At 65.5% G+C, this 25,954-nt stretch carries 23 protein-coding genes and 1 tRNA gene; 13 read left to right on the top strand and 11 right to left on the bottom strand.

The window, feature by feature from the left end; all coding sequences use genetic code 11:
• Positions 1 to 2 precede the first annotated feature (2 nt).
• The 4 genes from K0O64_RS04210 (at position 3) to K0O64_RS04195 (ending at position 3,654) form a co-directional block, all read left to right on the top strand.
• Positions 3 to 1,439: an MFS transporter gene (locus K0O64_RS04210; protein ID WP_220046087.1), complete on the top strand. Its 1,437-nt coding sequence runs from the start codon at positions 3 to 5 to the stop codon at positions 1,437 to 1,439.
• A complete protein-coding gene (locus K0O64_RS04205) occupies positions 1,436 to 2,881 on the top strand; it encodes an APC family permease (protein WP_220046086.1) in 1,446 nt (481 codons plus the stop codon). The genes K0O64_RS04210 and K0O64_RS04205 overlap by 4 nt, the downstream gene beginning before the upstream one ends.
• Before the next feature lie 78 nt (positions 2,882 to 2,959).
• Positions 2,960 to 3,268, top strand: a complete 309-nt coding sequence (locus K0O64_RS04200) for a hypothetical protein (protein WP_220046085.1) — start codon at positions 2,960 to 2,962, stop codon at positions 3,266 to 3,268.
• 32 nt (positions 3,269 to 3,300) lie between these two features.
• A complete protein-coding gene (locus K0O64_RS04195; protein ID WP_071947625.1) occupies positions 3,301 to 3,654 on the top strand; it encodes a heme-binding protein in 354 nt (117 codons plus the stop codon).
• Between the two features lie 14 nt (positions 3,655 to 3,668).
• Here K0O64_RS04195 and K0O64_RS04190 read toward each other — a convergent pair whose 3' ends face one another.
• Together K0O64_RS04190 and K0O64_RS04185 are read right to left on the bottom strand one after the other, a co-directional pair.
• Entirely contained in the window at positions 3,669 to 5,108 is a 1,440-nt protein-coding gene (locus K0O64_RS04190) for a beta strand repeat-containing protein (RefSeq protein ID WP_071947626.1), read from the bottom strand.
• Positions 5,109 to 5,174: 66 nt separating this feature from the next.
• The gene (locus K0O64_RS04185; RefSeq protein WP_220046084.1) at positions 5,175 to 7,370 is read right to left on the bottom strand and encodes a hypothetical protein; all 2,196 of its coding nucleotides are present in this window, start codon (positions 7,368 to 7,370) and stop codon (positions 5,175 to 5,177) included.
• A 148-nt stretch (positions 7,371 to 7,518) separates the two neighbouring features.
• Between K0O64_RS04185 and K0O64_RS04180 the strand changes: the two genes are divergently transcribed.
• Entirely contained in the window at positions 7,519 to 8,511 is a 993-nt protein-coding gene (locus tag K0O64_RS04180; protein WP_071947628.1) for a GGDEF domain-containing protein, read from the top strand.
• 41 nt (positions 8,512 to 8,552) lie between these two features.
• On the opposite strand, the gene K0O64_RS04175 is transcribed toward K0O64_RS04180, so the two are convergent.
• Entirely contained in the window at positions 8,553 to 9,665 is a 1,113-nt protein-coding gene (locus K0O64_RS04175; protein WP_220046083.1) for a hypothetical protein, read from the bottom strand.
• 3 nt (positions 9,666 to 9,668) lie between these two features.
• On the bottom strand, positions 9,669 to 10,322 hold the full coding sequence (locus tag K0O64_RS04170) for a hypothetical protein (protein ID WP_220046082.1): 654 nt from the start codon (positions 10,320 to 10,322) through the stop codon (positions 9,669 to 9,671).
• A 469-nt stretch (positions 10,323 to 10,791) separates the two neighbouring features.
• Between K0O64_RS04170 and K0O64_RS04165 the strand changes: the two genes are divergently transcribed.
• Entirely contained in the window at positions 10,792 to 11,253 is a 462-nt protein-coding gene (locus tag K0O64_RS04165) for a hypothetical protein (protein ID WP_125477383.1), read from the top strand.
• 63 nt (positions 11,254 to 11,316) lie between these two features.
• On the opposite strand, the gene K0O64_RS04160 is transcribed toward K0O64_RS04165, so the two are convergent.
• Positions 11,317 to 13,425, bottom strand: a complete 2,109-nt coding sequence (locus K0O64_RS04160; protein WP_071950094.1) for a catalase — start codon at positions 13,423 to 13,425, stop codon at positions 11,317 to 11,319.
• Between the two features lie 265 nt (positions 13,426 to 13,690).
• Here K0O64_RS04160 and K0O64_RS04155 point away from each other — a divergent pair, with 265 nt between their 5' ends.
• Positions 13,691 to 14,785: a DUF2855 family protein gene (locus K0O64_RS04155; RefSeq protein ID WP_225933616.1), complete on the top strand. Its 1,095-nt coding sequence runs from the start codon at positions 13,691 to 13,693 to the stop codon at positions 14,783 to 14,785.
• 5 nt (positions 14,786 to 14,790) lie between these two features.
• Here K0O64_RS04155 and K0O64_RS04150 read toward each other — a convergent pair whose 3' ends face one another.
• The 3 genes from K0O64_RS04150 to K0O64_RS04140 form a co-directional block, all read right to left on the bottom strand.
• A complete protein-coding gene (locus K0O64_RS04150) occupies positions 14,791 to 15,867 on the bottom strand; it encodes a GGDEF domain-containing protein (protein ID WP_220046081.1) in 1,077 nt (358 codons plus the stop codon).
• Positions 15,868 to 15,982: 115 nt separating this feature from the next.
• A complete protein-coding gene (locus K0O64_RS04145) occupies positions 15,983 to 16,480 on the bottom strand; it encodes a hypothetical protein (RefSeq protein ID WP_220046080.1) in 498 nt (165 codons plus the stop codon).
• A 123-nt stretch (positions 16,481 to 16,603) separates the two neighbouring features.
• Positions 16,604 to 16,689 (bottom strand) — tRNA-Tyr (locus K0O64_RS04140).
• A gap of 100 nt (positions 16,690 to 16,789) precedes the next feature.
• On the opposite strand from K0O64_RS04140, the gene K0O64_RS04135 reads away from it, so the two are divergent.
• The 3 genes from K0O64_RS04135 to K0O64_RS04125 all read left to right on the top strand — a co-directional run bounded on the left by K0O64_RS04135 (position 16,790) and on the right by K0O64_RS04125 (position 19,958).
• The gene (locus K0O64_RS04135) at positions 16,790 to 17,281 is read left to right on the top strand and encodes a YajQ family cyclic di-GMP-binding protein (RefSeq protein ID WP_071947634.1); all 492 of its coding nucleotides are present in this window, start codon (positions 16,790 to 16,792) and stop codon (positions 17,279 to 17,281) included.
• A gap of 78 nt (positions 17,282 to 17,359) precedes the next feature.
• Positions 17,360 to 18,874 (top strand): flavin-containing monooxygenase, encoded by a 1,515-nt coding sequence (locus K0O64_RS04130; RefSeq protein WP_220046079.1) that lies wholly within the window; start codon positions 17,360 to 17,362, stop codon positions 18,872 to 18,874.
• Between the two features lie 58 nt (positions 18,875 to 18,932).
• A complete protein-coding gene (locus tag K0O64_RS04125; protein WP_220046078.1) occupies positions 18,933 to 19,958 on the top strand; it encodes an NAD(P)H-dependent glycerol-3-phosphate dehydrogenase in 1,026 nt (341 codons plus the stop codon).
• Here K0O64_RS04125 and K0O64_RS04120 read toward each other — a convergent pair.
• Positions 19,955 to 20,506, bottom strand: coding sequence for a hypothetical protein (locus K0O64_RS04120; protein ID WP_083542961.1), 552 nt, complete (start codon positions 20,504 to 20,506; stop codon positions 19,955 to 19,957). The two genes, K0O64_RS04125 and K0O64_RS04120, sit on opposite strands and share 4 nt — an antisense overlap.
• A gap of 165 nt (positions 20,507 to 20,671) precedes the next feature.
• On the opposite strand from K0O64_RS04120, the gene K0O64_RS04115 reads away from it, so the two are divergent.
• The gene (locus K0O64_RS04115) at positions 20,672 to 21,658 is read left to right on the top strand and encodes a hypothetical protein (RefSeq protein WP_220046077.1); all 987 of its coding nucleotides are present in this window, start codon (positions 20,672 to 20,674) and stop codon (positions 21,656 to 21,658) included.
• 107 nt (positions 21,659 to 21,765) lie between these two features.
• Positions 21,766 to 22,674, top strand: coding sequence for a mechanosensitive ion channel family protein (locus K0O64_RS04110; protein WP_220046076.1), 909 nt, complete (start codon positions 21,766 to 21,768; stop codon positions 22,672 to 22,674).
• Between the two features lie 14 nt (positions 22,675 to 22,688).
• Here K0O64_RS04110 and htpX read toward each other — a convergent pair whose 3' ends face one another.
• Positions 22,689 to 23,555, bottom strand: a complete 867-nt coding sequence (gene htpX, locus K0O64_RS04105) for a zinc metalloprotease HtpX (RefSeq protein ID WP_220046075.1) — start codon at positions 23,553 to 23,555, stop codon at positions 22,689 to 22,691.
• A 77-nt stretch (positions 23,556 to 23,632) separates the two neighbouring features.
• Positions 23,633 to 24,640, bottom strand: a complete 1,008-nt coding sequence (grcC1, locus tag K0O64_RS04100) for a nonaprenyl/(2E,6E)-farnesyl/geranylgeranyl diphosphat synthase (protein WP_174714104.1) — start codon at positions 24,638 to 24,640, stop codon at positions 23,633 to 23,635.
• 20 nt (positions 24,641 to 24,660) lie between these two features.
• Here grcC1 and menJ point away from each other — a divergent pair, with 20 nt between their 5' ends.
• Positions 24,661 to 25,881, top strand: coding sequence for a menaquinone reductase MenJ (gene menJ / locus K0O64_RS04095; RefSeq protein ID WP_220046074.1), 1,221 nt, complete (start codon positions 24,661 to 24,663; stop codon positions 25,879 to 25,881).
• Positions 25,882 to 25,954 lie beyond the last annotated feature (73 nt).

Genomic DNA, 25,954 nt, shown 5'->3' with positions numbered 1-25,954 from the left:
ACATGACCCACCGCTGGCTCGCACTGGGTGTGCTCAGCCTGGGCGTGCTGCTCATCGGAGTGGACGGCACGGCCCTGGCCGTCGCCGCGCCGACGTTCGGTCGTGATCTCGGGATGACGGCCACCCAGATCCTCTGGATCGGCGACATCTACTCGTTCGTACTCGCCGGGCTGCTCGTCAACATGGGCAGCCTCGGTGACCGTATCGGACACAAGAAGCTATTGCTCTGCAGCGCCACCGGTTTCGCCGTCGCGTCGTTGGCAGCGGCCTACGCACCGACGGCGGGAATGTTGATCGCTGCCCGCGCGCTGCTGGGCGTCGCGGGTGCGAGCCTGGCGCCATCGACCCTGGCGCTGATCCGTGGCGTCTTCGACAACCCACGCGAACGCTCTGTCGCCGTGGGCATTTGGGCATCGGTGTTCTCGGCTGGCACCGCCTTGGGACCGGTGATCGGCGGGCTATGCCTGGAGCACTTCTGGTGGGGTGCGGTGTTCCTGATCAACGTTCCCGTGGTCATCGTGCTCGTGATCGGCGGCTGGCTCCTGCTGCCCGAACTGCGCAATCCGACGCCGGGCCCGTGGGATCCGATCGGCGTCGGTCTCTCACTGGTCGCCATCCTCGGCGTCGTCTACGCCACCAAACAAGCTGCGGCCCAAGGCCTGCACGCCGACGTCGTGGTCGCCGGTGTCACCGGCGCGACGGCGCTGATTCTCTTCGTGCGACGACAACTCAAGAGCCCTTACCCCTTGATCGACGTCCGCCTGTTCGCCAACCGCGCATTCTCCGGCGTCATCGCCGCCAACCTGCTGTCAATCCTCGGCCTGTCCGGGGTGCTGTTCTTCCTGTCGCAGTTCTTCCAAGTGGTCAACGGCTACAGCCCGTTGCAGGCCGGGCTCGCCGAATTGCCCGCCGCACTGGCCGCGACGGTGTTCGGGGTGCTGGCCGGAGTCGCGGTGCGGCACTGGTCGCCGCGCGCCGTCCTCGCGACCGCGCTCGCGCTGATCGGTGCGGCGCTGGCCTCGCTGACATTCATCAGTCCGACGACTCCGTATCTGCCGCTGGGCATCGCCCTGTTCGTGATCGGCGCCGGCCTCGGGTTGGCCTTCACCGTGGCCAACGACCTCATCATCACCAGCGTCCCGCCCGAGCGTGCCGGTGCCGCAGCGGGTATCTCCGAGACCGCCTACGAGCTGGGCACAGCACTGGGCATCGCGCTGCTCGGCAGCGTCATCGCCACCGTGTCCCGCGAACAGGGGCACGCCCTGCTGACGGCGAGCAAGGACGGGTTCGCCGACGGGTTGGCCGCAGCCGCCGGTATTGGTTCGGGTCTGCTGCTCGCGTCGGCCTTCGCGGTGTGGATACTGCTCAAGCCGCCGCCCGAATGCCATCTTCTCCCTTATCGTTGCCATGACTTCGAGGAAGGCCCGGTGCCGCAATGACCGTTGACTCCACCGACGAGGAACTCCGGCATTCGGGTTATCAGCCCGAGCTGAAGCGAACGCTCGGCGGGTTCCAGGTGTTCGCGATCTCGTTCGCGTTCATCTCCGTGCTCGTCGCCATCTTCGCCACCTACGGTGCCGTCCTCAATTACTCAGGGCCGGTGGGCATCTGGTTGTGGATCGTTGCCGCAATCGGACAGACGCTCGTTGCTCTGGTGGTGGCGCAGTTCGCCGCCCGCATCGCGCTCACCGGCTCGTCCTATCAGTGGGCGTCGCGGCTGGCCAATCCGAAAGTGGGCTGGTTCTTCGGCTGGCTGACGTTCTGGTTCCTCGCCATTGGGGTGGTCGCGATGAATAGCGCCCTGGCCAGCCAGGCGCTCATGCCACTGCTCGGGATGGCGCCCGACGAAGGTGCCGCCCGGTTGATCACGTTGGCGTTGATGCTCGCAGAGGCAGTACTCGTCATCGCGTCCACCACATTGCTCGGCAAGGTCACCTCCACCACGGTGGGGCTCGAGCTGGTGATCTTGGCTGTGCTGATCCTCGGCCTCGGTGCGGTCATGGTGTTCTCGGGTTCCGGCACTCCCGACAACCTTGTCTCGCAGGGTGTCTCGGCGGGCGCCCCGAATTACTTCGCGATCGGCGGGGGCCTGACGGCCGGGATGATCATGGGGCTGACGACGCTCGTCGGCTTCGACTCCGCGGCGAATCTCGCTGAGGAGGCCAAGGATCCGTTTCGCACCGTGCCGCGTGCAATCGTCTCCTCGGTGGTCGCGTCGGCGACCATCGGTCTGCTGTTCGTCATCGTCCTCACCGTGGCGATCAAGGACATTCCGGCGGTGACCAACAGCGGATCACCGGTAGCCGCCATCATTCGAGCTCAGCTCGGCCCGGTCGTCGAACGAGTTCTGTTGACGGGCATCACATTTGCGATGTTCGGCGCGGGCATGGTGATGATCGCCGCGTGCTCGCGGCAGGCGTTCGCCATGGCCCGCGACGCGCGCTTTCCCGCCCACACACTGATGCGCAAGGTCAGCCCTCGGACCAATACACCGGTGCCCGCTACGATCCTGATTCTGGTGATCGGGGTGGTCTTGATGGTCGTCCTACCCGGTGATGCCCTGCTGCAGTTGATCGTCGCGTCGACGATTGTGCCCGCCCTCCTCTATGGCGGGATCGTCGTGCTCTATCTCTGCGTGCGCAAGCGCCTCAACACCAAAGAAGGCGGGTTCAGCCTCGGCCGGTTCGAGGTGCCGGTGGCCTATACCGCGCTGGTGTGGGTGGCCTTCTCGATCTTCGTCCTCGTATCACCCAGTGACGCAAGGGTTCCCGGCCTCGTCGTGCTCGGCCTGCTCGCCGTCGGTGGACTGTACTTCGTCACGCTGTTGGTCACCAACCGCGAGGCGCTGGAGACCGAACCCGGTGACCCGGGCGCGTTCTGATTCTTTGCTCTTGCGCTTTTGCACGACGCGGCGTAGTACTATCCCCAGAGCGAAACTGTGGGGAATAGGGGTGGCGCTATGCGAAAAGCTTCTTGCTACTTGGCGTTCGGATTGATCACCACACTCGTCCCGAGCAGCCTTCTGCAGGCAACCCCCGCCGTGGCTGACTGCGCCGGCAACGGCGCGGCGACGGTCTGCGCACAGGGCGATGTGCGCGGCGGCGGGCCGACCCCACCGGTCGCCGGGCCGGCGTACCCCGGCTACTGCGCTGATCCGTGGTACTGCGACGACGCGTGGGGCATCGACATCGACCTCAATCCCCGCCCGCCGGTACGTCCGCCGTCACCGCCCATCCGACCGGGTCGGCCCGGCATCGGCCCCCGCTAACCCGTCCAACCCTCATCGTTAGGAGCAGTCGAATGTCGTTTCGAAGCCTGATCGGCGCCGGACTGATCGCCAGCGCCGCACTCGTCGGCACCGCAGCAACCGCCGCCGCCGACGAACCGAACTGTACAGCTGGCGACCTCACCCAGGTTCTGTCCGGCGTCAACGCGGGCATGTCGGTCTACCTGTTCACCCACCCCGACGTGAACGCGTTCTTCACCAGCCTCAAGGGCAAGTCGCGCGACGAGATGCGCACCGCTGTCGCCAATTACCTGCAGGCTAACCCTGAGGTTCGCGACCAGATCAAGGCCGTGCGGCAGCCCGCCGCCGACTTCCGTGCCCGCTGCGACGCACCGATGCCTGACGATATGGGCGGCCCGATGGGCTGAGCCGGTCGGTAGCTTTACCTCCGGCCGCTTCCGCCGGTCCCTGACTTGGCGGTCTTCTTGCCGCTGTCACCCTTCGCCGCGGGCGCCTTGCTGCTCGTGCCTGCGGTCGCCTGCGCGCCACCGATGCGGAAGTTGTTGATCGCGATGCCCGGACCCTGTTTGGTCACGGTTGCACCGTTGTTGAAAATGGTGCCGGCAAACGCCAACGGCCCCGGCCCCGCGGTCACGGTGTTGGTGCCGCCCGCAAAGTTGAACCCCGCGGTGAAGTTCCCGCCAGTGCCGCCCGACGACACCTGGTTGTTGCTGCCCAACGAATTGAAGGTCAGGTTGTAGTTGCTGCCAGCGCCACCAGCGGACAGCGTGTTGTTGCTGCCGACGAGATTCACCACCGAGTTGTTGTATCCGGTCGTCGACGAGAGCGTATTGCCGTTGCCACCGAGGAAGTTGCTGGCCGAGCTGTAGATGCCTCCGGCAACGGTCACGGCATTGTTGGTGCCGAACCAGTTCTGCGCGGTGCTTCCATAGGCGCCACCCGCCACTGTCACGGTATTGCCGCCGCCGAACAGGTTTCGGACCGCGTTCGCGTAGCCGCCAGTGATCGTGACGGTGTTGCCATTGCCGAGAATGTTGCGGGCCCAGTTCGCGTAGCCACCGGTCGTCTCCACGGTGTTGTTGCTGCCGAAGAGGTTGCTCGCGGTGTTCACCAGGCTGCCCACGGTCGTGACGGTGTTGGTGTCGCCGAGCAGATTGGTCGCCCAGTTCCAGATACCGCCCTGTGCACTCACCGTGTTCTTGCTGCCGAAGAGGTTGGTGGCCAGGTTGATAATGGAACTGTTTGCGGCGTCGCCGGATTCGATGATGTTGTCGCGGCCGCCCACGTTGGTCGCGATGTTGAAGAAGCCATGCGAGGTGACGTTCATGCTGTTGGCGGCCGTCGCCCCGCCGAAGAGGTTGGTGGCGATGTTTCCGCCGCCCCCGGCGCCACCGGCGGTGACGGTGCTGCCGTTCGCCGCCGAGTTGAGCGGGGTGATGTTCGTTGCGATGTTGAACCCGAGGTTGCCGAACATCCCCGAGCCTTTGGTGATCGCCGCACCATTCGGCCCGAGCTGCGTTGCGATGCCGAACAAGCCGTCGGCGGTCGCGACCGATCCGTCACCGGCCGCGGTGGCGAAGGTGAACGCATCACCGGTCGTGGCGGCAGAGTTGGTCCCGAGCGCGAAGGCTCCGCCGAACAATCCGCTGGCGTGCGCGGTCGCGCCGCTGCCGACGGCGATCGCGATGCTCAGCGGCGTGCTGCTGCAGTCGGCACTGTTGCCGAGACCGAAGAACGACGCACAGCTGGCGTTGGCTGACGGTGCCGAGCCCAGCGCGGCTGCCGCCAGCACACCGGTGGCGGCAGCACCGGCGACCAGAACGCCGGAGATGGCCGACCGAGACTTTGCAGTGGTGATCATGAATCCGCTCCCCTCTTCGCAATGCCCTTGTCTAGCACTTTGCTGGAGGATCAGTATGGCGGCCCGTCACACCACCGACACGGGAATGAGCAGATACGAGCTGCCACTGGGCACGCTGTTGGCCGCCGTCAGGCCACCGGTGAGACCGAAGAGATTCGCCGCGCCGAAGCCCAACACCAAGAAGACCGCTGTGCCGATTCCGGCCAGCTGGCCCACGGCGTAGGCGATCGGGTTGTCGCCGAGGAGCGCCCCGAAGGCCTGCCCCAGCGATTGCCCGAGCGCAATCTGCAGCGCCGGGCTGGTCACGACCTTGGAGATCACGGTCTGCACCACGTCGGCCGGCGGCGTTCCGTTGAGCAGGTCACCGGCGAGGTCACCGATCAGGTTTTGCGCGGCCGGGTTCGCCACGAATGCGTCCACCGCCGCTTTCGCCACCTGGCTCACGACCGGATCCAGGACGGTGTTGCTCAGCGGCGTCTGATCGATCAACTGCGCGAGGACACCCTGCGCGACGGTGCTAATCACGTCCCGCACCGCGGGAGCCTTCAGCACCGACTGCAAGGCGTCCGGCACGATCGCGTTGAAGGCCGCGACCAATGCGGGATTCGATGCCAGCGACTGCACCGCCCCCTGCAGCACGTCGCCCGGCGAGACGCCGGCGAACAGAGCCGCGACGATCTGCTCCGTGGCGGCCGACAACGCCTCGGCCACGCCGTCCTGAGCGAGGAAGCCGGTGATCACCGAACCGGCTGTTGCACCGAGTTGAGCCGCGGACTTCGGATCGGACAGCGCTTCGACCAGCGTGGGACCGTATTGGGGGCCGAACAACTCGCCGACGACCGTGCGGAATCCTTCGTCAGCCGCCAGGCTGATGACCAGTTGCTTGGCGGTCGACGCAAGCGCTGCAACCACATCGACATTGGTGGCCAGCGCCGACACCACGCTGCCCGCCGTGGGCCCGAGCGCCGACAGGAACGCCGAATTACCCTGCAGCCCTTGCCAAGCGACATCGAGCGCATCGATCCAGTTGTCCCCCGCCAGAAGGGCGGTACCGAACTGCGTGATGTAGTCGGCCAGTGCGGCGGGCACGCCCGGCGCAGACAAGAGGTTCGTGACTGCCCCGCCGGCGACCACGGCCAGCGCCTGCACCGCCTTGGTATTGGTCAGCAAGCCCTGCACGGCCGCACCCAGCGCGTTGCCGACCGCGGTCGCGGTGGCACTGTCACCGAGCGCCGACGTCACCCAACCGTCGACGACGCTACCGAGCCACATCGGGATGACCCCACCGCTCGTCAGGTCGACGACCGCACCGGACACCCCGGACGCGAGCGCGACCCGCACCGCCGAGTTGCTCAGGAAGGTTGCGATCTCATCGTTGGAGGTGGTGATGACCGACTTGAGGTAATTCGCAAGTGGCGCAATGTCACCCCCACCTACCGCCGTCAGAATCGCGGTGGCCTGCGCGCTGTCCGGTTTGACCCCGGCGGCGATCACGTCGAGCGCGGCCTGCACCCCGGCGTTACCGAGCACGTTGCCTGCGAAGTTGACCGCGGCGTTGCCGACGACGGTGCCGACCGGCGCGGGCACGCCGAGGTAGGTGTTCAGTGCGGTCGAAATCTTCCCCGAAACGAATTGGCGGATAGCCACATTCGTGACCAACCGCTGCACCTCGGCGCTGACGGCACCGTTGGTCAACAAGTCCTGGATGCCATCGGCGACGATCGGCGCCAACTCATCGGCGATCGGGCTCCACCCGGGCAGGTGGGTGTCGATGAAGGTGCGCACCGCGGTGCCCAGCGCCGTCCCTGCGGTAGCCCCCGCGGCCGACGGGGCAGTTGCGGTTGCGCTGCCGCTGGGCACCGAAGCGGCTGCGGCAGAAGCGGTTCCATTGGTGATGACCGACCGTGCTGACCCCGCAGTGCCGTCGCGGCGGGTGACGGCCAGCACCGCGAACGACAGCGACTCGGTCACCGGCGCCAGCGGATCGTTGCCTCCGCCGAGTCGGTCGAGCGGCTTACGGCTCGCCACGGCGACGGATGCGGCCGGCTTGGCCGGCGCCGACGTCGGTGCCTTCTGGGCGCGGGGCTTGCCGGCGTTGCGCGGGGCATGCTTGCCTGCCGACGATGTCGCCTTCCCCGAGTCCGCGGAGCCGGTGTCGGCACCGGCAACTGCCGGCAATGCGACGATCAAACCGCCCACCCCGAGAGCCACGGCCAACGCCCCGACTCGACCGACATAGCGACCCTGCTGTCCCAGGCTCATAGCACCCATCCCCGAATTTGTCGTGCACGCTAGTTTGCTAGGGGTATAGCACACGGCGCGGGTAACGCGGACGTGTACGCGTAAACGCACTTATGCGAATTGTTGATTGCCCCTGCTCAGCGCATTGAATTCATCTAGTATTCGGCCCGTGGGGGGCGACCTGTCCGTGGCGACTTTGCAGACGATCATCAAAGTCCAGCAAGCCATCAACGACGCCGGTGATACCGCGGATGCGGTGATGAAGATTGTCGCGGAACAGGCCTGCGAAGCGACCGGCGCGCCAGGCGCGGTGGTCGAGCTCGCCGAGTTCGGTGAAATGGTCTACACCACTACCGCCGGCTCCCTTGCCGGGACCGAAGGTCTGCGACTGGCCATGTCGGGCAGCATGTCTGGCGAATGCGTCCGGACCGGCAAGATCCTCATCTCCACCGACACCGAGACCGATCCCCGCGTCGATCTCGAGGCCTGCCGCCGGGTGCACGCCCGGTCCATGATCGTCGTGCCCCTGGTCGACGGAAACCGGACCCAGGGCGTCCTCAAGGTCATCTGCGGCGAGCCCAACGCTTTCAGCGACGACGACGTCCTCCTGCTCGAACAGCTCGCCCAGTTCATCGCCAAGGCGTTGGCGCGCGCCAACGTGATGGACGCGAAAGCCCATGCCGCCTCCGTCGACGCCCTCACGGGTCTGGCCAACCGGGCGGCGTTTCTAGCGAGCTTGGAGTCCATGATTTCCGGTGCCGCCAACAGTGGCAATCCGGTTGCTGTGGTCCTCTACATCGACCTCGACGGGTTCAAGCCGATCAACGATGTCCATGGCCACCCGGTCGGTGACGAAGTGCTGCAGATCATCGGCAAGCGCATCGCCGAAAACAGTCGCGAAGGTGACCTCGGTGCGCGGATCGGCGGCGACGAGTTCGCCGTCCTACTCGAATCCTCAACCCAACCCGACCCGTTCAGCCTCCGCGATCGGCTGGTCGGCATCTTGCAGGGGGAGATGACCACCAGCGTCGGGCCCCTCACGGTCGGGGCGAGTTGTGGAACAGCCGTCGTCGGCGGTGCCGACCTGGCCGAGGCCGTGATGGCCCGCGCCGACGCCGCGATGTATGCCGACAAGCGGACCAGATCCGGGCCTCGACGCTAAGCTGCCGCCAGCTTCAGTGATCGGGGGGTGCGGTATCACGGTCAGGGCTGGAGGACGGTCACGACAACCAGCGCACCAGTCGTCAATATGAGGATGCCTGTGAAGGTGGCAAGGACCCACATTGCGACGGCCAGCCTTCGTGCTGCATGACCAACAGCCGCGCTTGTCTGGGCGATCGCGTCAAGGTCGACCGAGAGGGGGATCCTTATGAAGCGGTCACGAGACGCTTTCAGCACCTTTTGGCCTGGCGGGTCGGTGTAGCCCTGATAGAGCAGTTCCCTCAGACTCTTCCAGAACACTCTCTCTTCGCTCAGTGAATCCGGCCGCACATAACCCAACTGCACCAACAAGGTTGAGCGGAAGACGTCGAAATCGGAACGCAGCAGATCGCCATATAACCTCGTCGGCCATCGCGCACTGACGAGCGCCACGATCATGACGACGATCGCCCCGACCGCGGCGACCAGGAACACCCCGAAGCCACCTGGCAGGGCCGTTACAAGACCGATCCATGCCACTACGGTCAAGAGTGCGAACGATGCGGCCAACAACGAAATGTTCTGTAGTAGCGCCAGCGCCGCGCGAGCCGACGAGACGTCGGACCTGGCGGTCTCAGGAAGCACTGCGATGAGTCTGGGCCACCAGAAGGCAGCATCCATACCGTATCGAACGGCGGGATATGTTTCTGCGGCGCGCAGGATGTTGCCCAAGTACGTCGACCTGAGGTCACCCGGTAGACCGGTCATGGGAAAGCAGCGTTGAAGCTGTTCTGAGTACGCTGCCCGTTCTCGATCGGCCAACTCTTTACTTGTCGTCTTCTTCACGAGTACTTCACGCACCGCTGAATAGTGGCGAAGTCTCCTCGCCGTCAGTAACGGAATCTTCCAGTGCCCGGCATAAAGGCGAAAGATCACTCCCTCAAGTGAAGACACCATCAAGGCGCACAACACGATCCACGGAACAACACCCGCCGCGACGAATGTTTTGGCGACCAGAGCGAGTCCTTCGAACCCGTGTTGGATCCGCGCATAGCCGACGACTGTGCCAGCGAGCGCAGCCAAACCAAACCAGAAAACGGCTACTGGCACTCCCGTGACCAAGACCGTCCTGCGGTCAAAGATTTCGGCGGCCTTACCGAAGATTTCCCCGACCATTTGTCAACCGGGCAGTACAAAATCATGGGGCTGAAAGCCCCGCGGGTTCGCGCACTCTCTCGAATGAGCGAACACAAATGACCAGATCCATCCACACACATTTGATGCGTTGTCTTCGCTGTATTGGCATTCTGCAGTAAAGGGCGTGACCGGAACAGGATCGAGTGTGACGCCGTCACCCGGCCCAATCAGGCTCGAGGCCGCTACCTCAGCCCAAAGTCCCGTAGCGCTTTCACCGATGACGATTCCAGACGGGGTGATTTTGCTAACGTCGGTGCCTAACAAGATATATTGGCTCTGCCCCGCCCAGACTCCGATCGGCTCATCCTGTTCGACTGCGATCACTAAGCTGGCGACCTCAACCGCCTCCGCGGCGATTGGGCGTCCCAAGTTGCCGAGTTCCAGGTCGGCCGGCACAATCGCAAAATCGGTTCTGCGGGCAAGGTAGTCGATTGATTCATCCTGCGGGGCTTCGGCCGCGGTCGCCGGCCTGATGACCCCCAGAATCTCCCCCTCGGAACCTCGAAGTACGACCCAATCGGCGCCTGACCGCGAGATCTCCTCAGCAGTGGTGCCCGTCGGGACACTTTCGATGTTCGCTGTGGTCAGCTGCCCGACCGCGACCACAGGATGCAGAAGGTCGTCCTCTTCATCCATCGTTCGCCCTTTCGTAGCGATTCTCCTCGTGGAATCCGCATTAACCGGCCCGGCGCTATCAAAATCATCAAGGCGAAAACGGTATTACCGCGCTACAAAATAGACTTATTTGAAGCCCCACAAGCTGAAGTTGGCAACTTTCAGTGACTTCACAGCTAGCTATTGCGGCGATCGTATGGGTGATCACGTCATTGCCCAACCAACCCATCACAACGGCCGTCACCGCGACTACCTAGACGCCGCTGATACGGCCCTTTATGCAAAGCATCAAAGGTTGACCGCGCGACCGTTTCACCAAATCAGGGCGCCGACGGAAGCTGCCGCTGGCTTCACTGATCGGGGGACAGCATGAAAAGACTCGTCGTCACGCACATCCAAGTTGGGTTCGGAACCGACCGGCAGTCTGTCGCCCGCGACGAAATCCACATTGGCCGCCGAAGTCGCCCGCGTTGACACTGACATGGCCGAGGTGACCGCAGGCGTGGATCGCATCCACAACGATCCGGCGATGCCGCCCGAAGCCGTGCAAGCCGCCGACGCCGAAGTCGACGTACTGGTTCGCGAACAACAGATCATCCACGAGATCGCGATCGAGGAAGGTTTCGAACCGACTCCGGAAACAGTGCCGGCCCCGAGCATCCCCGCGCCACCGGCCGCCCCGCCCACCGTCACCCGGGCAGCGGTGACCGGTGATCTGTATGCGGCGCTGACGCTGCTGGACAACCGGAATGCCGTCACGCCCCTCGACCCCAACGATCGAGCAGCGCGGCGGGCTCAACTCGCCCCGCTTGTGGATGCGTTGCGGGCAGCCGAGCAGGGCGGCGACCCGCAGGCGATCGAAAGGGCCAAGGCCGCAATCGAACCCGCCAACACCGTGAGCGAACTGACAATTCTCGAGCAGACGACAGCCAAACTCCAGGCCGACCTCTAGAAGGCCCTGCAGGACTACACGATTCCGCCGGTGTTCATCGACCCTCAGAACCGCTGAGCGCCGTCAGCGCGCCGGCGCGACCTCCGACGCCATCACATCGACCGCCCGATCCCAGACCCGATGCAGGCCGACAGCTTTCGCTAGCGAATCGGTGAAAGACCTGTTCACACCATCGGCGACGAGCACGCCCGGAGCGTCGAGTTCGATGCCCGCCGCCACCAGCGCTTGCGTCCCATCGCCCCACGCCGCCAACGCTTTACAGTGGCGGAACGCCTCCTGCAGTAGGACCACCAGCTTGATGTCTTGCGTCGGTTTGGTCCCCGCCGCGACCACCACCGCGTCGAATTCGATCGACCGCGCCGTCAGCAACGTCCGCTCGACGATGACACTGCGCCGTCCCGATTTGAGCACGCCGCCGATCGGCGCGGTGACCAGAGGGGTCGCACCGAGTTTCAGGATCGCCTCAACCAATTTGTTGACGCCGGCCAGGTCCGAGTCGGCTCCCGCGATGATGCCGATCTTGCGGCCATCGATCGGGCCCGGCGTCTCAACCACCTGAGACAACACAGGTGATTCGAACACGTCTTTGGGTGGGTTGCCCTTCGGCGCGGGCAGGCCGAGCCCGATCGCCACCTGCTTGCACAGATCGGCGTCGACGTTGGCGAGGACCTCGAGTTGGCGCTCCTTGATCGCTTGCTCGTAGCACTTGCCGAGTTCGAAGGTGAACGCCTCGATGATGTGGGCCTGCTCGACGTAGGTCAGGCTTCGGTAGAACATCGCCGCTTGGGTGAAGTGATCGTCGAACGAGGACGGCTGAGCGCGGACCGTCGGACCGTCGACAGCCCGCGGTGTCGGCACATATCCACCCTCGCTTTCGTCGGCGACCAATGGCTCGCCGTCGTCGATGCTGTTGGGCAGATACGGCGCAAGACCCGTGTGAATTGCGCTCTGGTGCATACCGTCTCGCAACATGTCGTTGACCGGGCAGTGCGGGCGATTGATCGGCAGCTGGGTGAAGTTGGGGCCGCCAAGCCGCGTCAATTGCGTGTCCAGATACGAGAAGAGGCGCGCCTGCATCAGCGGGTCGTTGGTCGGTTCGATACCGGGCACGAAGTTTCCGGTATGAAAGGCGACCTGCTCGGTCTCGGCGAAGTAATTCGTGGGATTGCGGTTCAACGTGAGCTTGCCGATGAGCTGCACCGGTACCAACTCTTCCGGGACGAACTTGGTGGGATCGAGGAGGTCGATGCCCTCGAAGGTGTCGGAGCCGTCGTCGGGCATGACTTGGATGCCGAGTTCGTACTCCAGGAACGCGCCTGCCTCGATCCCGTCGGCCATGTCGCGACGGTGGAAGTCGGGGTCGCACCCCGCCGCGATCTGTGCCTCCTCCCACACCAGCGAGTGCACACCAGCTACCGGCTTCCAATGGAACTTGACCAGGCTGGTCTTGCCGCGCTTGTTGACCAGGCGAAAAGTATGTACGCCAAAGCCTTCCATGGTGCGATACGACCGGGGTATGCCGCGATCACTCATGTTCCAGAACACGTGATGAGTGGCCTCAGTGTGCTGGGATACGAAATCCCAAAACGTGTCGTGCGCCGATTGAGCCTGCGGAATTTCGCGGTCCGGGTGCGGCTTGCCGGCGTGGACGATGTCGGGGAACTTGATGCCGTCCTGGATGAAGAACACCGGCATGTTGTTGCCGACCAAGTCGAAATTGCCCTCGTCGGTGTAGAACTTGACCGCGAAACCCCGGGTGTCGCGGACCGTGTCGGCGGACCCGCGTGAACCGAGCACGGTGGAGAACCGGCAGAACGCTTGAGTCTTCTTGCCCTTCCGGCTCAGGAAGCCGGCCTTGGTGACCGATGCGGCGGTACCGTACGACTCGAAGATCCCGTGAGCCGCCGCCCCACGCGCGTGGACGACGCGCTCCGGGATGCGCTCATGGTCGAAGTGGGTGATCTTCTCGCGAAGATGGAAGTCCTCGAGGAGCGACGGACCCCGAGCACCCGCCTTGAGCGAGTGGTCGGTATCCGGCAACCGTACCCCCTGTGCGGTGGTCAGATACCTCCCGGACTGGGCCCGCGGATCGATGTCTGCTTCACCGTTGGCGTTCCCGGTCGGGCTGATGCGCTTGGGTGCGGACTGATCCGGTTTACGGCGAGGTGGCATGAACACTCCTGGGTTTGGAACTCTGCGAGTGCCACGGAGTACCCGCAACTGTGGAGTCTAAGCACTTTCTCTTGACCGATTCCAGCAGCGCTGTCCCCTACCGGAACCGAAACCTTCGGCATACCGTCGGGATCCTTCGCGACAGCTCTGGTATTCGCGGCGATTACGCCCAAAGAATGTGCTACCGGCCAGGCGAGGTCCGGGTGCTTGCGTTCATCGTCATTCCTGAAACACATTGCAACGCGGCATGGTTCGATGGGAATTCATGACCGAAAGTTTCGTGGTACAACGCAACGACCTGCGCACCACCCACTGGGACGAGTCGCCTGCACCGAGCCTCGACGAGGGTCAGGTGCGCCTGCGTATCGACGCCTTCGCTCTGACGTCGAACAACATCACCTATGCGGCGCTCGGCGACGTCATGAACTACTGGCAGTTCTATCCGACCGGTGATCCGGATACGGGCCGTGTTCCGGTATGGGGCTTCGCCTCCGTCGTCGAATCACGCTGTCCCGGAATCGAAGTCGACGAGCGCTTCTACGGCTACTGGCCGATCGCCGACGAGGCGGTCCTGCAGGTCACCGACGTGCATCCCGGCGGCTTCGCCGACGGATCCGAACACCGGCGCGCGCTGCAGGCGGTGTACAACCAGTACGTGCGGTGCAGCGCCGATCCGGGGTATCGGGCCGACCGCGAGGCGCAGCAGGCGCTGCTGCGGCCGTTGTTCGCCACGTCGTTTCTCATCGACGACTTCCTCGCGGACAACGAGTTCTTCGGCGCCAAGACGGTGATCCTGTCCAGCGCGTCGAGCAAGACCGCGTACGGCACGGCGTTCTGCCTCGCGCAGCGCCGCGGCACCCCTGGGGAGGTGACGGTCGTCGGGCTCACGTCGCCGACGAACGCCGAATTCACCCGCTCGCTGGGCTGTTACGACGATGTCCTCCGCTACGACGACGCGGCCACCCTTGCCGAGGTCGCGTCGGTCTACATCGACATGAGCGGTGACACGGCGGTGCGTCTAGCAGTCCATTCCAGGCTCGGCGATCTGCTGGCCTACAGCTGCGCGGTGGGCGCGACGCATTGGGACGCCCTCGGTGGCGGAGGTGACCTGCCCGGCCCGCCGCCACAGTTGTTCTTCGCGCCGGAACAGGCGCGCAAGCGTGCGGCCGAGTGGGGACCGGACGGGCTTCAGGAGCGGATGGCCTCGGCGTGGACGGCGTTCATGGCGCGCATCGACAACGCGGAGCAGCCCTGGATGACGGTGGTGACGCGACACGGTCGTGACGCCGTCGAGCAGTGCTACCGCGCGCTGTTGGATGGCACCGTGCCCGCCAACGAGGGTCACATCCTGTCGGTGTGAGCCGACTAGGCCGAGCCGTTGGAGTCGACGAGTTCTGCTGAGAAGTAAGCAGTTTTGCCGCGACCCAGCCTCTTCGCCTGATACATCGCAAGGTCGGCGTCACGCAGGATGGCAGCCGCGTCCCGCGTGTCGCGCTCGGCGATGGGAGCGATGCCAATGCTTGCCGTGATGCGCAGAGTGGTGTCACCGATGCGCATCGGCTCCGCCAATGCGGCATGCATCCGCTCGCTGAGTCGGTCCAGCACGTCGCGCGGCGACGAACCGAACAGCATCGCGACGAATTCGTCGCCGCCGAGGCGGGCGACCACATCCTCGGTGCGTACCGACTGCTGAAGTCGTTGTGCGGCAACCTGAAGCATGGTGTCCCCGGCCTCATGACCCAACGAATCGTTGATGACCTTCAGATCGTCGACGTCGAGGAACAACACCGCGGACAGCGCATCACGTCCATCTCGTGTGAGGGCGTCGGCGATACGGGCCAGGACGTAGGCCCGATTGGGCAGACGCGTCAGCTCGTCGTGGGTGGCCTGGTAGGCCAGGCGCTCGCTCGCCGTGCGCTCGGACGAGACTTCGGCAATCTGGCGCGCGTGGACATAGTTCGCGAGAAATGCTGCACAGCAGAGATATGTGTAGAGCGCGACAAGGAACCAGGCCGCCGGCCACCCGATCCGCTGATGGATCGACGTATCGGCCAGCAATGTCCCCGTGAACGCAATCACGCTCAGCGCCAACACTATTGCCGCACGCCGCCACGGCAGTTCGACGATCACCATCAGCGGAAGAAGCCCAACCAGCAGCAGCGGCACGTAGCCACCCGAGGTCAGCAGATGGAAGCCGGTCAGCGCCACGATGTCGGTCGCGGCGGTGGCGATCCGCCATCGCGGCCCGCTGATCAGCTTGCCGGCCGGGGACACCGCGAGGATGGCCGCGCCCACTGCCGCCAGCGCGTACACCCCGATCCAGATGCACTGCTCGAGCCAGTCGCCGGGTGACGTGCCGACGATCATCGCGCCGACCATGATCAGCACGACTCCGAGTCGCAGCACCGCCTGACGGGCTCGCGCCAGGGCTACCAGGTCCATCGCGGTTCAGCTACGACAGCCGGGCGGACAACACCGACATCTATTACGCACTCGTCAATAATCCCACAGATCTAGCGAAGAATTGAGCAGCGCGTCGTTCCGCACGAATCCTGATTCAGGGATGGTCAGAAATCCGGCAGTTCCCGAAGAACGTTCCCGGGTCGCAGTAGAGACCCATCGGAGGGGCCGGCCTCGGCGGAGGATTCTCACCGTCCCAGATCATGTTGGAGACGTTGCCCATACCGCTCCAGAGGAAGTAATAGGTATGGCACGTGTTCCAGTCCCAGTTCAACGGGTCGGTGATGTGATTGCCCGTCATCGGCACGGGCTGCTCCCCCGGGCACCAGTGATGCGGTGGGCCCCACCCGCCATCGTCCGCGGGTATCGGAATCCGAGGCTGCGCCTGGGCGGAACCCGCACCCGGACTGAAAACACTCAGCGCGACGACACCGGCCGCAAGAGCGGTCGTCGCCAGCCCGGCGGCGAGACGTCCTCGGCGCACAGCACTGTCGCTGCGGTCAGCTTCGGGTAGGTCGTAGGGACCGTTGACAAGCCCGGATCGCGTCACGGTGGGCTCCTCATGGTTGCGGTCGGCCCTCGGTGAACCGGACATGCGGCAAGTGAACGCCGCCCGTCCCGCTACCGATCCCAACTCACACCGCATACGCCGTCGTGGTGCAACGCGGCCCCAGAATGAAATCAAGCCCGTCGAAACGGGCTTGAGTAGGGCCATCACTGGTGGCAGGTACAGGATTCGAACCTGTGTAGGCTTCCGCCGACGGATTTACAGTCCGCTCCCATTGGCCGCTCGGGCAACCTGCCTGGGTGCGCCGCGCCGGAGATCCGGTTTGGTGCGAGTAGCAGGGTACAACGAGGATGTACCCCAAACACAAACCGGCCGATCACACCGAGGAGGGGTCCAATGGCGGATTCATCGTTCGACATCGTGAGCAAGGTCGACCGCCAGGAGGTCGACAACGCGCTGAACCAGGCAGCCAAGGAGCTGAGCACCCGGTTCGATTTCCGCGGCACCGACACCACGATCGCCTGGAAGGGTGACGAGGTCATCGAACTCGTCAGCTCTACCGAGGAGCGGGTCAAGGCCGCCGTCGACGTCTTCAAGGAAAAGCTGATCCGCCGCGACATCTCGATGAAGGCCTTCGACGCCGGCGAACCGCAGGCCAGCGGCAAGACCTACAAGGTCAGCGGCACGCTCAAGCAGGGCATCGACCAGGAGCACGCCAAGAAGATCAACAAGCTCATCCGCGACGAGGGCCCCAAGGGCGTGAAGTCGCAGGTCCAGGGCGACGAGATCCGGGTCAGCTCGAAGAAGCGTGACGACCTGCAGGCCGTCATCGCGCTCTTGAAGGGCGCCGACCTCGACGTGGCCCTGCAGTTCGTTAACTATCGGTAGACCTAAGCCCCTCGCCCCGACCAACCGGTCAGTGGTAAATGTGGTGAGCGTCACCACACATGCGAAGCGAGGACCGCGATGACCGCCACTCCGGAAACCGAACCCGTACCGGCCGAGGCCGATGGCGGGTCCTACGACGTCGTGATCATCGGCGCCGGGTTCTCTGGAATCGGCGCGGCCTACCGCATCGCCGAGCGCAACCCCGGCGTACGTTACGTCGTGCTCGAACGACGCGACCGCATCGGCGGCACCTGGGACTTGTTCCGGTACCCCGGCGTGCGCTCGGACTCCAGCATCTTCTCGCTGTCCTGGCCGTGGGAGCCGTGGGTCCGCAAGGAAGGTGTCGCCGACGGCGACCACATCCGCGAATACATGGACGACACCGCCCACAAGCGCGGCATCTTCCCCAACATCCACTTCAACACCCATGTGTTGTCGGCCGACTGGGATTCGACGACCGACACCTGGACTGTGCACACCGACGAGAACGGCACCCGCAAGACCTACCGCGGCCGCTTCGTGTTCTTCGGGTCGGGCTACTACAACTACGACGAGGGCTACACCCCCGACTTCCCGGGCCTCGAGAACTTCAAGGGCACCGTCGTGCATCCGCAGTTCTGGCCCGAAGATCTCGACTACACCGGCAAGAAGATGATCGTCGTCGGCAGCGGCGCCACCGCGATTTCGCTGATTCCCGCGTTGGCCCAGAAGGCGGCCAAGGTGACCATGCTGCAGCGCTCACCGACTTACCTGCTGGCCGGATCCCGGGTCAACCCGATCATCGAAGCGGTTCGAAAAGTGATGCCCCGCAGGATTTCTCACGCATTCGCCCGCTACTTCGCGGTCGCGTTCGAAAGCGTCGTGTGGTTCCTCGCCCGCACCGTCCCCGGCGTGGCCCGCAAGATCATCCGGGCGCAAAACGCCAGCCGGCTGCCTGCGGGCTATCCGGTCGACGTGCACTTCAAGCCGCGCTACAACGTGTGGGATCAGCGGTTGTGCCTGGTGGCCGACGGCGACTTGTTCGAGGCGATCTCCGATGGCCGAGCGGTGGTGGTCACCGACCACATCGACCGCTTCGACGACACCGGGGTGATGCTGAAATCAGGGCAGCATCTGGAAGCCGACATCATCGTCACCGCGACCGGCCTGCAGCTGCAGGCTCTCGGAGGTGTGCGAATCACCTTGGACGGCAACGAGATCAAGCCTCAGGAACGGTTCTCCTACAAGGCGCACATGCTCGAGGACGTGCCGAACCTGATCTGGTGCATCGGCTACACCAACGCCTCGTGGACGCTGCGCGCCGACATGACCGCACGGGCAGCAGCCAAGCTGATCGAATACATGAACTCGCACGGCTACACCCACGCCTTCCCGCACCTGGGTGGCGAGCCCATCGCGGAGAAGCCGGCGTGGGACATCCAGGCCGGGTACGTGCTGCGCAACCTGCACGCCCTGCCCAAGTCGGGTCTCAAGCGGCCGTGGGTGGTGCGGCAGAACTATCTCGCCGACGCGTTCGACCACCACTTCATCGACAAGATCGACGAGGACATGACGTTCGGCCGGGTGGCCTCGCCGGTGCGCGCGGCCGGCTAGCTAACCGATTGCCCCAACTCCCCATGAACAATCGGGTATTCGCAATACGCTGACCCCCATGACTTCTGAACGCCGCGAACCCAACGTCGTCGTCCTCGGTGGCGGATCCTGGGGCACCACCGTCGCCTCCATCTGCGCCCGCCGGGGACCGACGCTGCAGTGGGTGCGTTCAGAGGACACCGCCAAGGACATCAACGAGAACCACCGCAACTCCCGCTACCTGGGCGACGAGGTCGAGCTCTCGGAAACCCTGCGCGCCACCACCGATTTCAGCGAGGCGGCCAACTGCGCCGACGTCGTCGTCATGGGTGTGCCGTCACACGGCTTCCGCGGTGTACTCACCCAACTCAGCAAGGAACTGCGCCCCTGGGTGCCCGTCGTCAGTCTGGTGAAGGGCCTCGAGCAGGGCACCAACATGCGGATGAGCCAGATCGTCGACGAGGTCCTGCCCGGCCATCCGGCCGGCATACTCGCCGGACCCAATATCGCGCGCGAGGTCGCCGACGGCTACGCGGCCGCGGCCGTGCTGGCGATGCCCGATCAGCACCTGGCCGCCAACCTCGCGAAGATGTTCCGCACCAAGCGCTTCCGCGTCTACACCACCGACGACGTCGTCGGCGTCGAGATGGCCGGTGCGTTGAAGAACGTCTACGCGATCGCCGTCGGCATGGGCTACTCGCTCGGCATCGGCGAGAACACCCGAGCGCTGGTGATGGCCCGCGCGGTGCGGGAGATGTCCCGAATGGGCGAGGCGATCGGCGGCCATCGCGACACGTTCGCCGGTTTGGCGGGTATGGGCGATCTCATCGTCACCTGCACCTCCCAGCGCAGCCGCAACCGCCACGTCGGCGAACAACTCGGCGCAGGCAAGACCATCAAAGAGATCATCGATTCGATGAATCAGGTCGCCGAGGGCGTCAAGGCCGCCAGCGTGATCATGGAGTTCGCCGAGAAGTACGGCCTGAACATGCCGATCGCCCGCGAGGTCGACGCCGTCGTCAACCACGGCGCGAACGTCGAGCAGGCCTACCGCGGCCTCATGGCCGAGAAGCCCGGCCACGAGGTGCTCGACTCACACTTCTAGCCCGGGAACGACGGGAACAGCGGGTTCGAGTTCTTAGGCCGGTCCAGCATCGGGCTCGGCCCGGAGGTGAACGTCGCCGCCGGACCGACGACGAAGCCGACCTGGTCGTGGCTGTTAACGCAGGCCACCACGCCGCCGCCGTCGACACCGCAGCTGATGTCGCGGAAGCTCAGCCGCGAATTCGGCGGCAACGGCTTGACGTCACCGGCCGAGGCGTAGAGCGAAGCGCCGCTGCTGGAGAATCCGGGCTCACCGGAGGGACCGCCGCTGACCAGATTGGCGCCATTCGGCGCACCGGGCAGCGCGCCACTGCAGCCGTAGCTGGCGTTCTGCCGATCCAGCACGCAGACCACCCCGGGCGGTCCGGCGAAGGCGTACCAGTTGCCACCCATCGCCGTGTAGTCCACCGGGCTCACCGGTTTGTAGGCGTTGACGTTCGGAAGGACCGGGGCGGGTGCCGGCTCGGGATCGGCGAAGGCCGTTCCCGGCACACCGATCGCCGCCGCGCCCGCGACGCTCATCAGGCCGATCAGGATTCTGCTCAGCATCACCACACCCTACGTAAGCGCCACTCGCGGCGCAGTCTGCGCGTACACCTGGTCTTCGACCCCGCGGCCGCTATTTGTTACCGCCGGGTCCCTACGTTTCCGTCAATTCTCGGCCTAGACTCGACCTATTCCGGCTGATCTGGAGGCCGTTCGGGTGGTGGGGAGATGAGAAGCACGCTGCGCGGGGGCGCGGCGGCGTTGAGCCTCGCCGTCGCCACCATGGTGGTGGCGTCCACCCAGCCGCAGGCCCTGAGCACCCCCGACTTCGACCTGGCGGCGCTGATCATCCACGGCACTCCGGAGAATCCGACCGGTGACGCGCTCTTCGACCTCTTCGACGGCGAGTTCAAGCACAGCGCCGACGGCGGCATCCTGTACGCGAACTACCTCGGCGGGCCCGTCGGCCTGTACGGCGCCATGCAGGCCGCCGACACCGACACCGAGGTGCTCGCCGACGACAGCCTGATGCTCGAACTCGCGGCCCCGGTGGACCCGTCCGGCAACGTCTTCCACATCAACTACGAGTTCGATGCGCGCGCCCAGACGCAGGTGGTCAACGTCTTCACCGACGCCAACTCCATGGCCAATCACGACTCGAAGCCGTCGGTCGACTCCTCCGGCGGCGTGGACTGCACCGGCACCACGTCGTGCCACACCGATCCGCGCACCCAGATCACCACGCTGACCTACCCGGACGGGGTCGTCGCGATCATCCAGCGGATCAACAACATCACGCTCGTCGCCTACAAGACCCTCGGCTCCGCAGTACGCGGCCAACCCGCACCCGCTCCCGACGCGACGCCCGCGCCACTGGCAGTACAGCCCGGTCCGGCGGCATCGGCACCGGCCGATCCGGCTCCCCCACCCGATCCGACCCCGGCGCCCGAGCCGCCCGCCACCCCGGCGGCGCCCGCGGCCGACACCGGACCGCGCCTGAACGTCGTGCGGCCCGCCCCGGACTTCACGCCCGGACGGTCCGACGGCTCGGCGTCGACATCCGGCGCCGGGACGAGCCTGTCCGACAAGGCCGACAAGCTGGTCAACGATGTCCTGACCCGGGTGTCCGACACCGTGAAGGGGCTGTTGGACCACACCGCGGCGGGTTCAGGAACCGGCAGGCCGCGCCCGGCGCCCACCGCCGCACAGCCGTGATCCACGCCACCAAGGTGTAGAACCCAGCGGTTCGGGAAACGCAACAACAGTCCCGTGCTTCACGCACATCAAACGAGCGCCATGACAAGGCAATTCGCGTAAGGACTATGAACTCACTAACAACGACGTACCTCGCTGCCAACCAATTTCACGACTTCTGGAACGGAAACCTGGGCGAGTGGCTCCGCACAAAGGGCCTACACATCGTGCTGGTGATCATCGCCGCGTTGATCGGCACCCGAATCATCAACTGGGTCGCGGGCAAGATCGCGCGTCGCCTCAACACCGGCCACGAGCTGGTGCGCTCGGAAAGCGCCAAGCACCGCGCCGCCGTCGCGTCGGTGATCTCCTCGGTGGCGATCGCCATCCTCTACACCGTGGTCGCCGTCGACGTCTTCGACCAACTCGGACTGCCGATCGGCTCGCTCGTCGCACCGGCCGCCGTACTGGGTGCCGCCCTCGGTTTCGGTGCCCAGCGGATCGTGCAGGACCTGCTCAGCGGGTTCTTCATCATCACCGAGAAGCAATACGGTTTCGGTGATCTGGTTGCGCTGACGGTCAGCGGATCGTCTGCCGAAGCTCAGGGCACCGTCGAAGACGTCACCCTGCGCGTGACGAAGCTGCGCACCAGCGACGGCGAGGTGTTCACCATCCCGAACGGGCAGATCGTCAAAGCGTTGAACCTGTCCAAGGATTGGGCGCGGGCCGTGGTCGACATTCCGGTGCCCACCACAGCGGACCTGAACAAGGTCAACGATGTGCTGCACGATGTGGCGACTGCCGCCACCTCCGACAAGCGCCTGGATCAGTTGCTGCTCGACGAGCCCGCCCTGATGGGTGTCGAGAGCATCAAGGTCGACACCGTGAACCTGCGCATGGTGGCCCGCACCCTGCCGGGTAAGCAGTTCGAGGTGGGTCGCCAGCTGCGGGCGATGGTGCTGCGCTCGCTGCGCCAGGAAGGCATCGTCAGCCCGACCACCAAGTCGAACGTCGCCGCGGTGGCCACGTCCAGCTAGGCCGCAGCTCGGCCTTAGCGCCCGGCCATCTTCTCGAGCCGGGCGATCCGGTCCGGGATCGGCGGATGGGTGGAGAACAGCTTGCCGATCTTCTCGCCGGCGCGGAACGGGCTGGCGATCATCAGGTGTGCCTGGTCGGCCAGCTGAGGCTCAGGAGGCAGCGGCGCGTTCTCCACCCCGCCGCTGATCTTCCGCAACGCCGACGCCAGCGCCAACGGGTCACCCGAGAGTTCGGCCCCCGATTCGTCGGCCTGATACTCGCGCGATCGAGACACGGCCATGCGGATCAAGGTGGCAGCGATGGGGCCCAGCAGCGAAACCAGCAGTAGCGCAAACGGATTCGGGCCGCCATCGCGGTTGCTGCCGCCGAACATGCCGGCGAACATCGCGACGTTGGCCAGCGCGGTGATCACCGACGCCAGCGCACCGGCGACACACGAGATAAGAATGTCGCGGTTGTAGACGTGGGACAGTTCGTGGCCGAGCACCGCGCGCAGCTCACGCTCGCTGAGCAGGTTCAGGATCCCGGTGGTGACGCACACCGCCGCATTGCGCGGGTTGCGTCCGGTGGCGAACGCGTTGGGGTTGGCCGTGTCGCTGATGTAGAGCCGCGGCATGGGCTGGTGCGCCGTGGTGGCCAGCTCGCGCACGATCGAGTAGATCTGCGGGGCCTGAACCTCGGTGATGGGCTGGGCGTGCATGGCGCGCAGCGCCAGCTTGTCGGAGTTGAAATAGACATAGACGTTCATGCCGATGGCGAACACCAACGCCAGGAACATCACGTTGCGACCGAACAGCGAACCGATGAAGACGATCAGCGCTGACATCCCGACGAGCAGCGCGAACGTCTTGAACGTGTTGGCGGTCGGATGCCAGGTCATTCAATTCCTCCTACGAGCAAACACTCTCTCCCGGAGGTTAACGCCTCGGACCGACCGTCGAGTTCCGCGAATCGCCGTCAGCCGTGCCGGTTGATCGTGTAGTCCATCAGTGACGCCAATGCCCGCCGGCCCGGTCCGTCGGGCAAACCGGCCAGCTCCTCGCCGGCTTCTTCGGCGTAGCGCTGCACGGTGGCCTTGGCTTTCGCGATGCCGTCTCCCGAACGCAGCAACCCCAGGGCTTCGGCGAGTTTGTCGTCGTCCTCGATCGGGCCTGCCACCAGCTCGCGCAGCCGGTCGGCGTCGGGGCCGGTCGCCTGCAGCGCGTACAGCACGGGCAGCGTGTGCACGCCTTCACGCAGGTCGGTGCCCGGATTCTTGCCCGACTCGTCGGGATCGCTGTCGATGTCGATGATGTCGTCGGAGATCTGGAACGCCGTGCCGACGATGCCGCCGAGCCGGCTCAGCCGCTCGATCTGGTCCTCGGTGGCCCCGGCGAAGGTGGCCCCGAATCGACCGGACGCCGCGATCAGGCAGGCGGTCTTCTCGTAGATCACCTTCAGGTAGTGATCGACCGGATCCACGCCGTTGGTGTTGCCCTTGGTCTCGCGCATCTGGCCGGTCACCAGCTGGGCGAACGTCTCGGCGATGATCCGCACCGCGTCCGGGCCCAACCGGCTCACCAGCCGCGAGGCCGTCGCGAACAGGTAGTCACCGGCGAGGATCGCGATGTTGTTGCCCCAGCGGGCGTTGGCGCTGGGCGCCCCGCGGCGCATCTGCGCCTCGTCCATGACGTCGTCGTGATACAGCGTGGCCAGGTGAACCAGCTCGATGACCGCGCCGGCCACCGTGACCTGCCAGGCGTCGGGATCAGGGCCGATCTGCGCGGACAACACTGTGAACAGTGGCCGGAATCGCTTGCCACCGGCCTCGAAGAGGTGGACGACGGCTTCGGTCATCAGCTCGTCACCGCCACGCAGCTCGGTGCTCATGAGCTCTTCGACACGACCAACCCCATCGCGGACGCTCTTGGCGAACGCCGGGTCACCAAAGTCCACCCCTGCTACCACCGTGGCCGGAGTACTCACCCTGCCAACATACTGGGGGCATGGAGTTGCGGTCAGATGTGGTCATCGTCGGGGCCGGCCCGGCCGGCTCGGCGGCGGCCGCCTGGGCCGCCCGCCGCGGCCACGAGGTGCTCGTCATCGACGCCGCCGAGTTCCCCCGCGACAAGCCCTGCGGCGACGGGCTGACCCCGCGCGCCGTGCTCGAACTGCAGCGGCTGGGGCTCGGCGACTGGCTCGACGGCCACATCCGCCATCACGGACTGCGGCTGTCCGGGTTCGGCGCCGACGTCGAGGTGCCCTGGCCGGGACCGTCGTTTCCTGGTTCTGGGTCCGCGGTCCCCCGCACCGAACTGGACGACCGAATCCGCAAGGTCGCCGAGGACGCCGGCGCCTCCATGTTGCTCGGCGTGAAAGCCGTTGATGTGGACCGGGATTCGCGCGGACATGTGGACGCGGTGGTGCTGGCCGACGGGTCGAGGGTGTCGTGCCGCTGGGTGATCGTCGCCGACGGCGCACGGTCGCCGTTCGGCCGGGTGCTCGGCAGGCAGTGGCATCAGGAGACGGTGTACGGGGTGGCGGTGCGCGGGTATCTCGCGTCGCCACGGGCCGGTGAACCGTGGATCTCCTCGGATCTGGAATTGCGCTCGGTCGACGGGCAGGTGCTGCCCGGCTACGGGTGGATCTTCCCGCTGGGCAACGGCGAGGTGAACATCGGCGTCGGCGCGCTGGCCACCGCGAAGCGGCCCGCCGACGTGGCGTTGCGGCCGCTGATCAAGCACTACACCGACCTCAAGCGCTCCGACTGGGGATTCGAGGGCCCGCCGCGGGCGGTGTCCTCGGCATTGCTGCCGATGGGCGGGGCCGTCTCCGGAGTGGCCGGGCCGAACTGGGTGCTGATCGGGGACGCCGCGGCGTGCGTGAACCCGTTGAACGGCGAGGGGATCGACTACGGCCTGGAGACGGGACGGCTGGCGGCCGAGATGCTGGGTTCTGGGGATTTGTCCTTGGCCTGGCCCGCTGTGTTGCAGGCGCACTACGGGCGCGGATTCTCGGTGGCCCGGCGGTTGGGGCTGCTGCTGACACTGCCGCGCTTCCTGCCGCTGACCGGGCCGGTCGCGATGCGCTCGTCCCGGTTGATGGGCATCGCGGTGCGCGTGATGGGCAACCTGGTCACCGACGAGGACGCCGACCTGGTGGCGCGCGCGTGGCGCGTCGCGGGGATGGGATCGCGAATCCTGGACCGCCGCAAGCCTTTCAGCTGATCGCCTCGCGCGTTGAGTGAGCGCTGACGCAGCGGTTGGCGCCGTTTCTTGGTACGCCAACGCTCACTCAACG

Origin of the sequence: Mycolicibacterium pallens (assembly GCF_019456675.1) — a bacterium.
Taxonomy (GTDB): Bacteria; Actinomycetota; Actinomycetes; order Mycobacteriales; family Mycobacteriaceae; genus Mycobacterium; species Mycobacterium crocinum.
The sequence above is the reverse complement of the archived record's forward strand: the minus strand, read 5'-3'. Positions and strand labels throughout refer to the sequence as shown.

Coding starts and splice junctions, on each gene's coding strand:
- K0O64_RS04210 (WP_220046087.1), top strand. CDS start 3: ATGACCCACCGCTGGCTCGCACTGGGTGTGCTCAGCCTGGGCGTGCTG.
- K0O64_RS04205 (WP_220046086.1), top strand. CDS start 1,436: ATGACCGTTGACTCCACCGACGAGGAACTCCGGCATTCGGGTTATCAG.
- K0O64_RS04200 (WP_220046085.1), top strand. CDS start 2,960: ATGCGAAAAGCTTCTTGCTACTTGGCGTTCGGATTGATCACCACACTC.
- K0O64_RS04195 (WP_071947625.1), top strand. CDS start 3,301: ATGTCGTTTCGAAGCCTGATCGGCGCCGGACTGATCGCCAGCGCCGCA.
- K0O64_RS04190 (WP_071947626.1), bottom strand. CDS start 5,108: ATGATCACCACTGCAAAGTCTCGGTCGGCCATCTCCGGCGTTCTGGTC.
- K0O64_RS04185 (WP_220046084.1), bottom strand. CDS start 7,370: ATGAGCCTGGGACAGCAGGGTCGCTATGTCGGTCGAGTCGGGGCGTTG.
- K0O64_RS04175 (WP_220046083.1), bottom strand. CDS start 9,665: ATGGTCGGGGAAATCTTCGGTAAGGCCGCCGAAATCTTTGACCGCAGG.
- K0O64_RS04170 (WP_220046082.1), bottom strand. CDS start 10,322: ATGGATGAAGAGGACGACCTTCTGCATCCTGTGGTCGCGGTCGGGCAG.
- K0O64_RS04160 (WP_071950094.1), bottom strand. CDS start 13,425: ATGCCACCTCGCCGTAAACCGGATCAGTCCGCACCCAAGCGCATCAGC.
- K0O64_RS04155 (WP_225933616.1), top strand. CDS start 13,691: ATGACCGAAAGTTTCGTGGTACAACGCAACGACCTGCGCACCACCCAC.
- K0O64_RS04150 (WP_220046081.1), bottom strand. CDS start 15,867: ATGGACCTGGTAGCCCTGGCGCGAGCCCGTCAGGCGGTGCTGCGACTC.
- K0O64_RS04145 (WP_220046080.1), bottom strand. CDS start 16,480: ATGTCCGGTTCACCGAGGGCCGACCGCAACCATGAGGAGCCCACCGTG.
- K0O64_RS04135 (WP_071947634.1), top strand. CDS start 16,790: ATGGCGGATTCATCGTTCGACATCGTGAGCAAGGTCGACCGCCAGGAG.
- K0O64_RS04130 (WP_220046079.1), top strand. CDS start 17,360: ATGACCGCCACTCCGGAAACCGAACCCGTACCGGCCGAGGCCGATGGC.
- K0O64_RS04125 (WP_220046078.1), top strand. CDS start 18,933: ATGACTTCTGAACGCCGCGAACCCAACGTCGTCGTCCTCGGTGGCGGA.
- K0O64_RS04120 (WP_083542961.1), bottom strand. CDS start 20,506: ATGCTGAGCAGAATCCTGATCGGCCTGATGAGCGTCGCGGGCGCGGCG.
- K0O64_RS04115 (WP_220046077.1), top strand. CDS start 20,672: ATGAGAAGCACGCTGCGCGGGGGCGCGGCGGCGTTGAGCCTCGCCGTC.
- K0O64_RS04110 (WP_220046076.1), top strand. CDS start 21,766: ATGAACTCACTAACAACGACGTACCTCGCTGCCAACCAATTTCACGAC.
- htpX (WP_220046075.1), bottom strand. CDS start 23,555: ATGACCTGGCATCCGACCGCCAACACGTTCAAGACGTTCGCGCTGCTC.
- menJ (WP_220046074.1), top strand. CDS start 24,661: ATGGAGTTGCGGTCAGATGTGGTCATCGTCGGGGCCGGCCCGGCCGGC.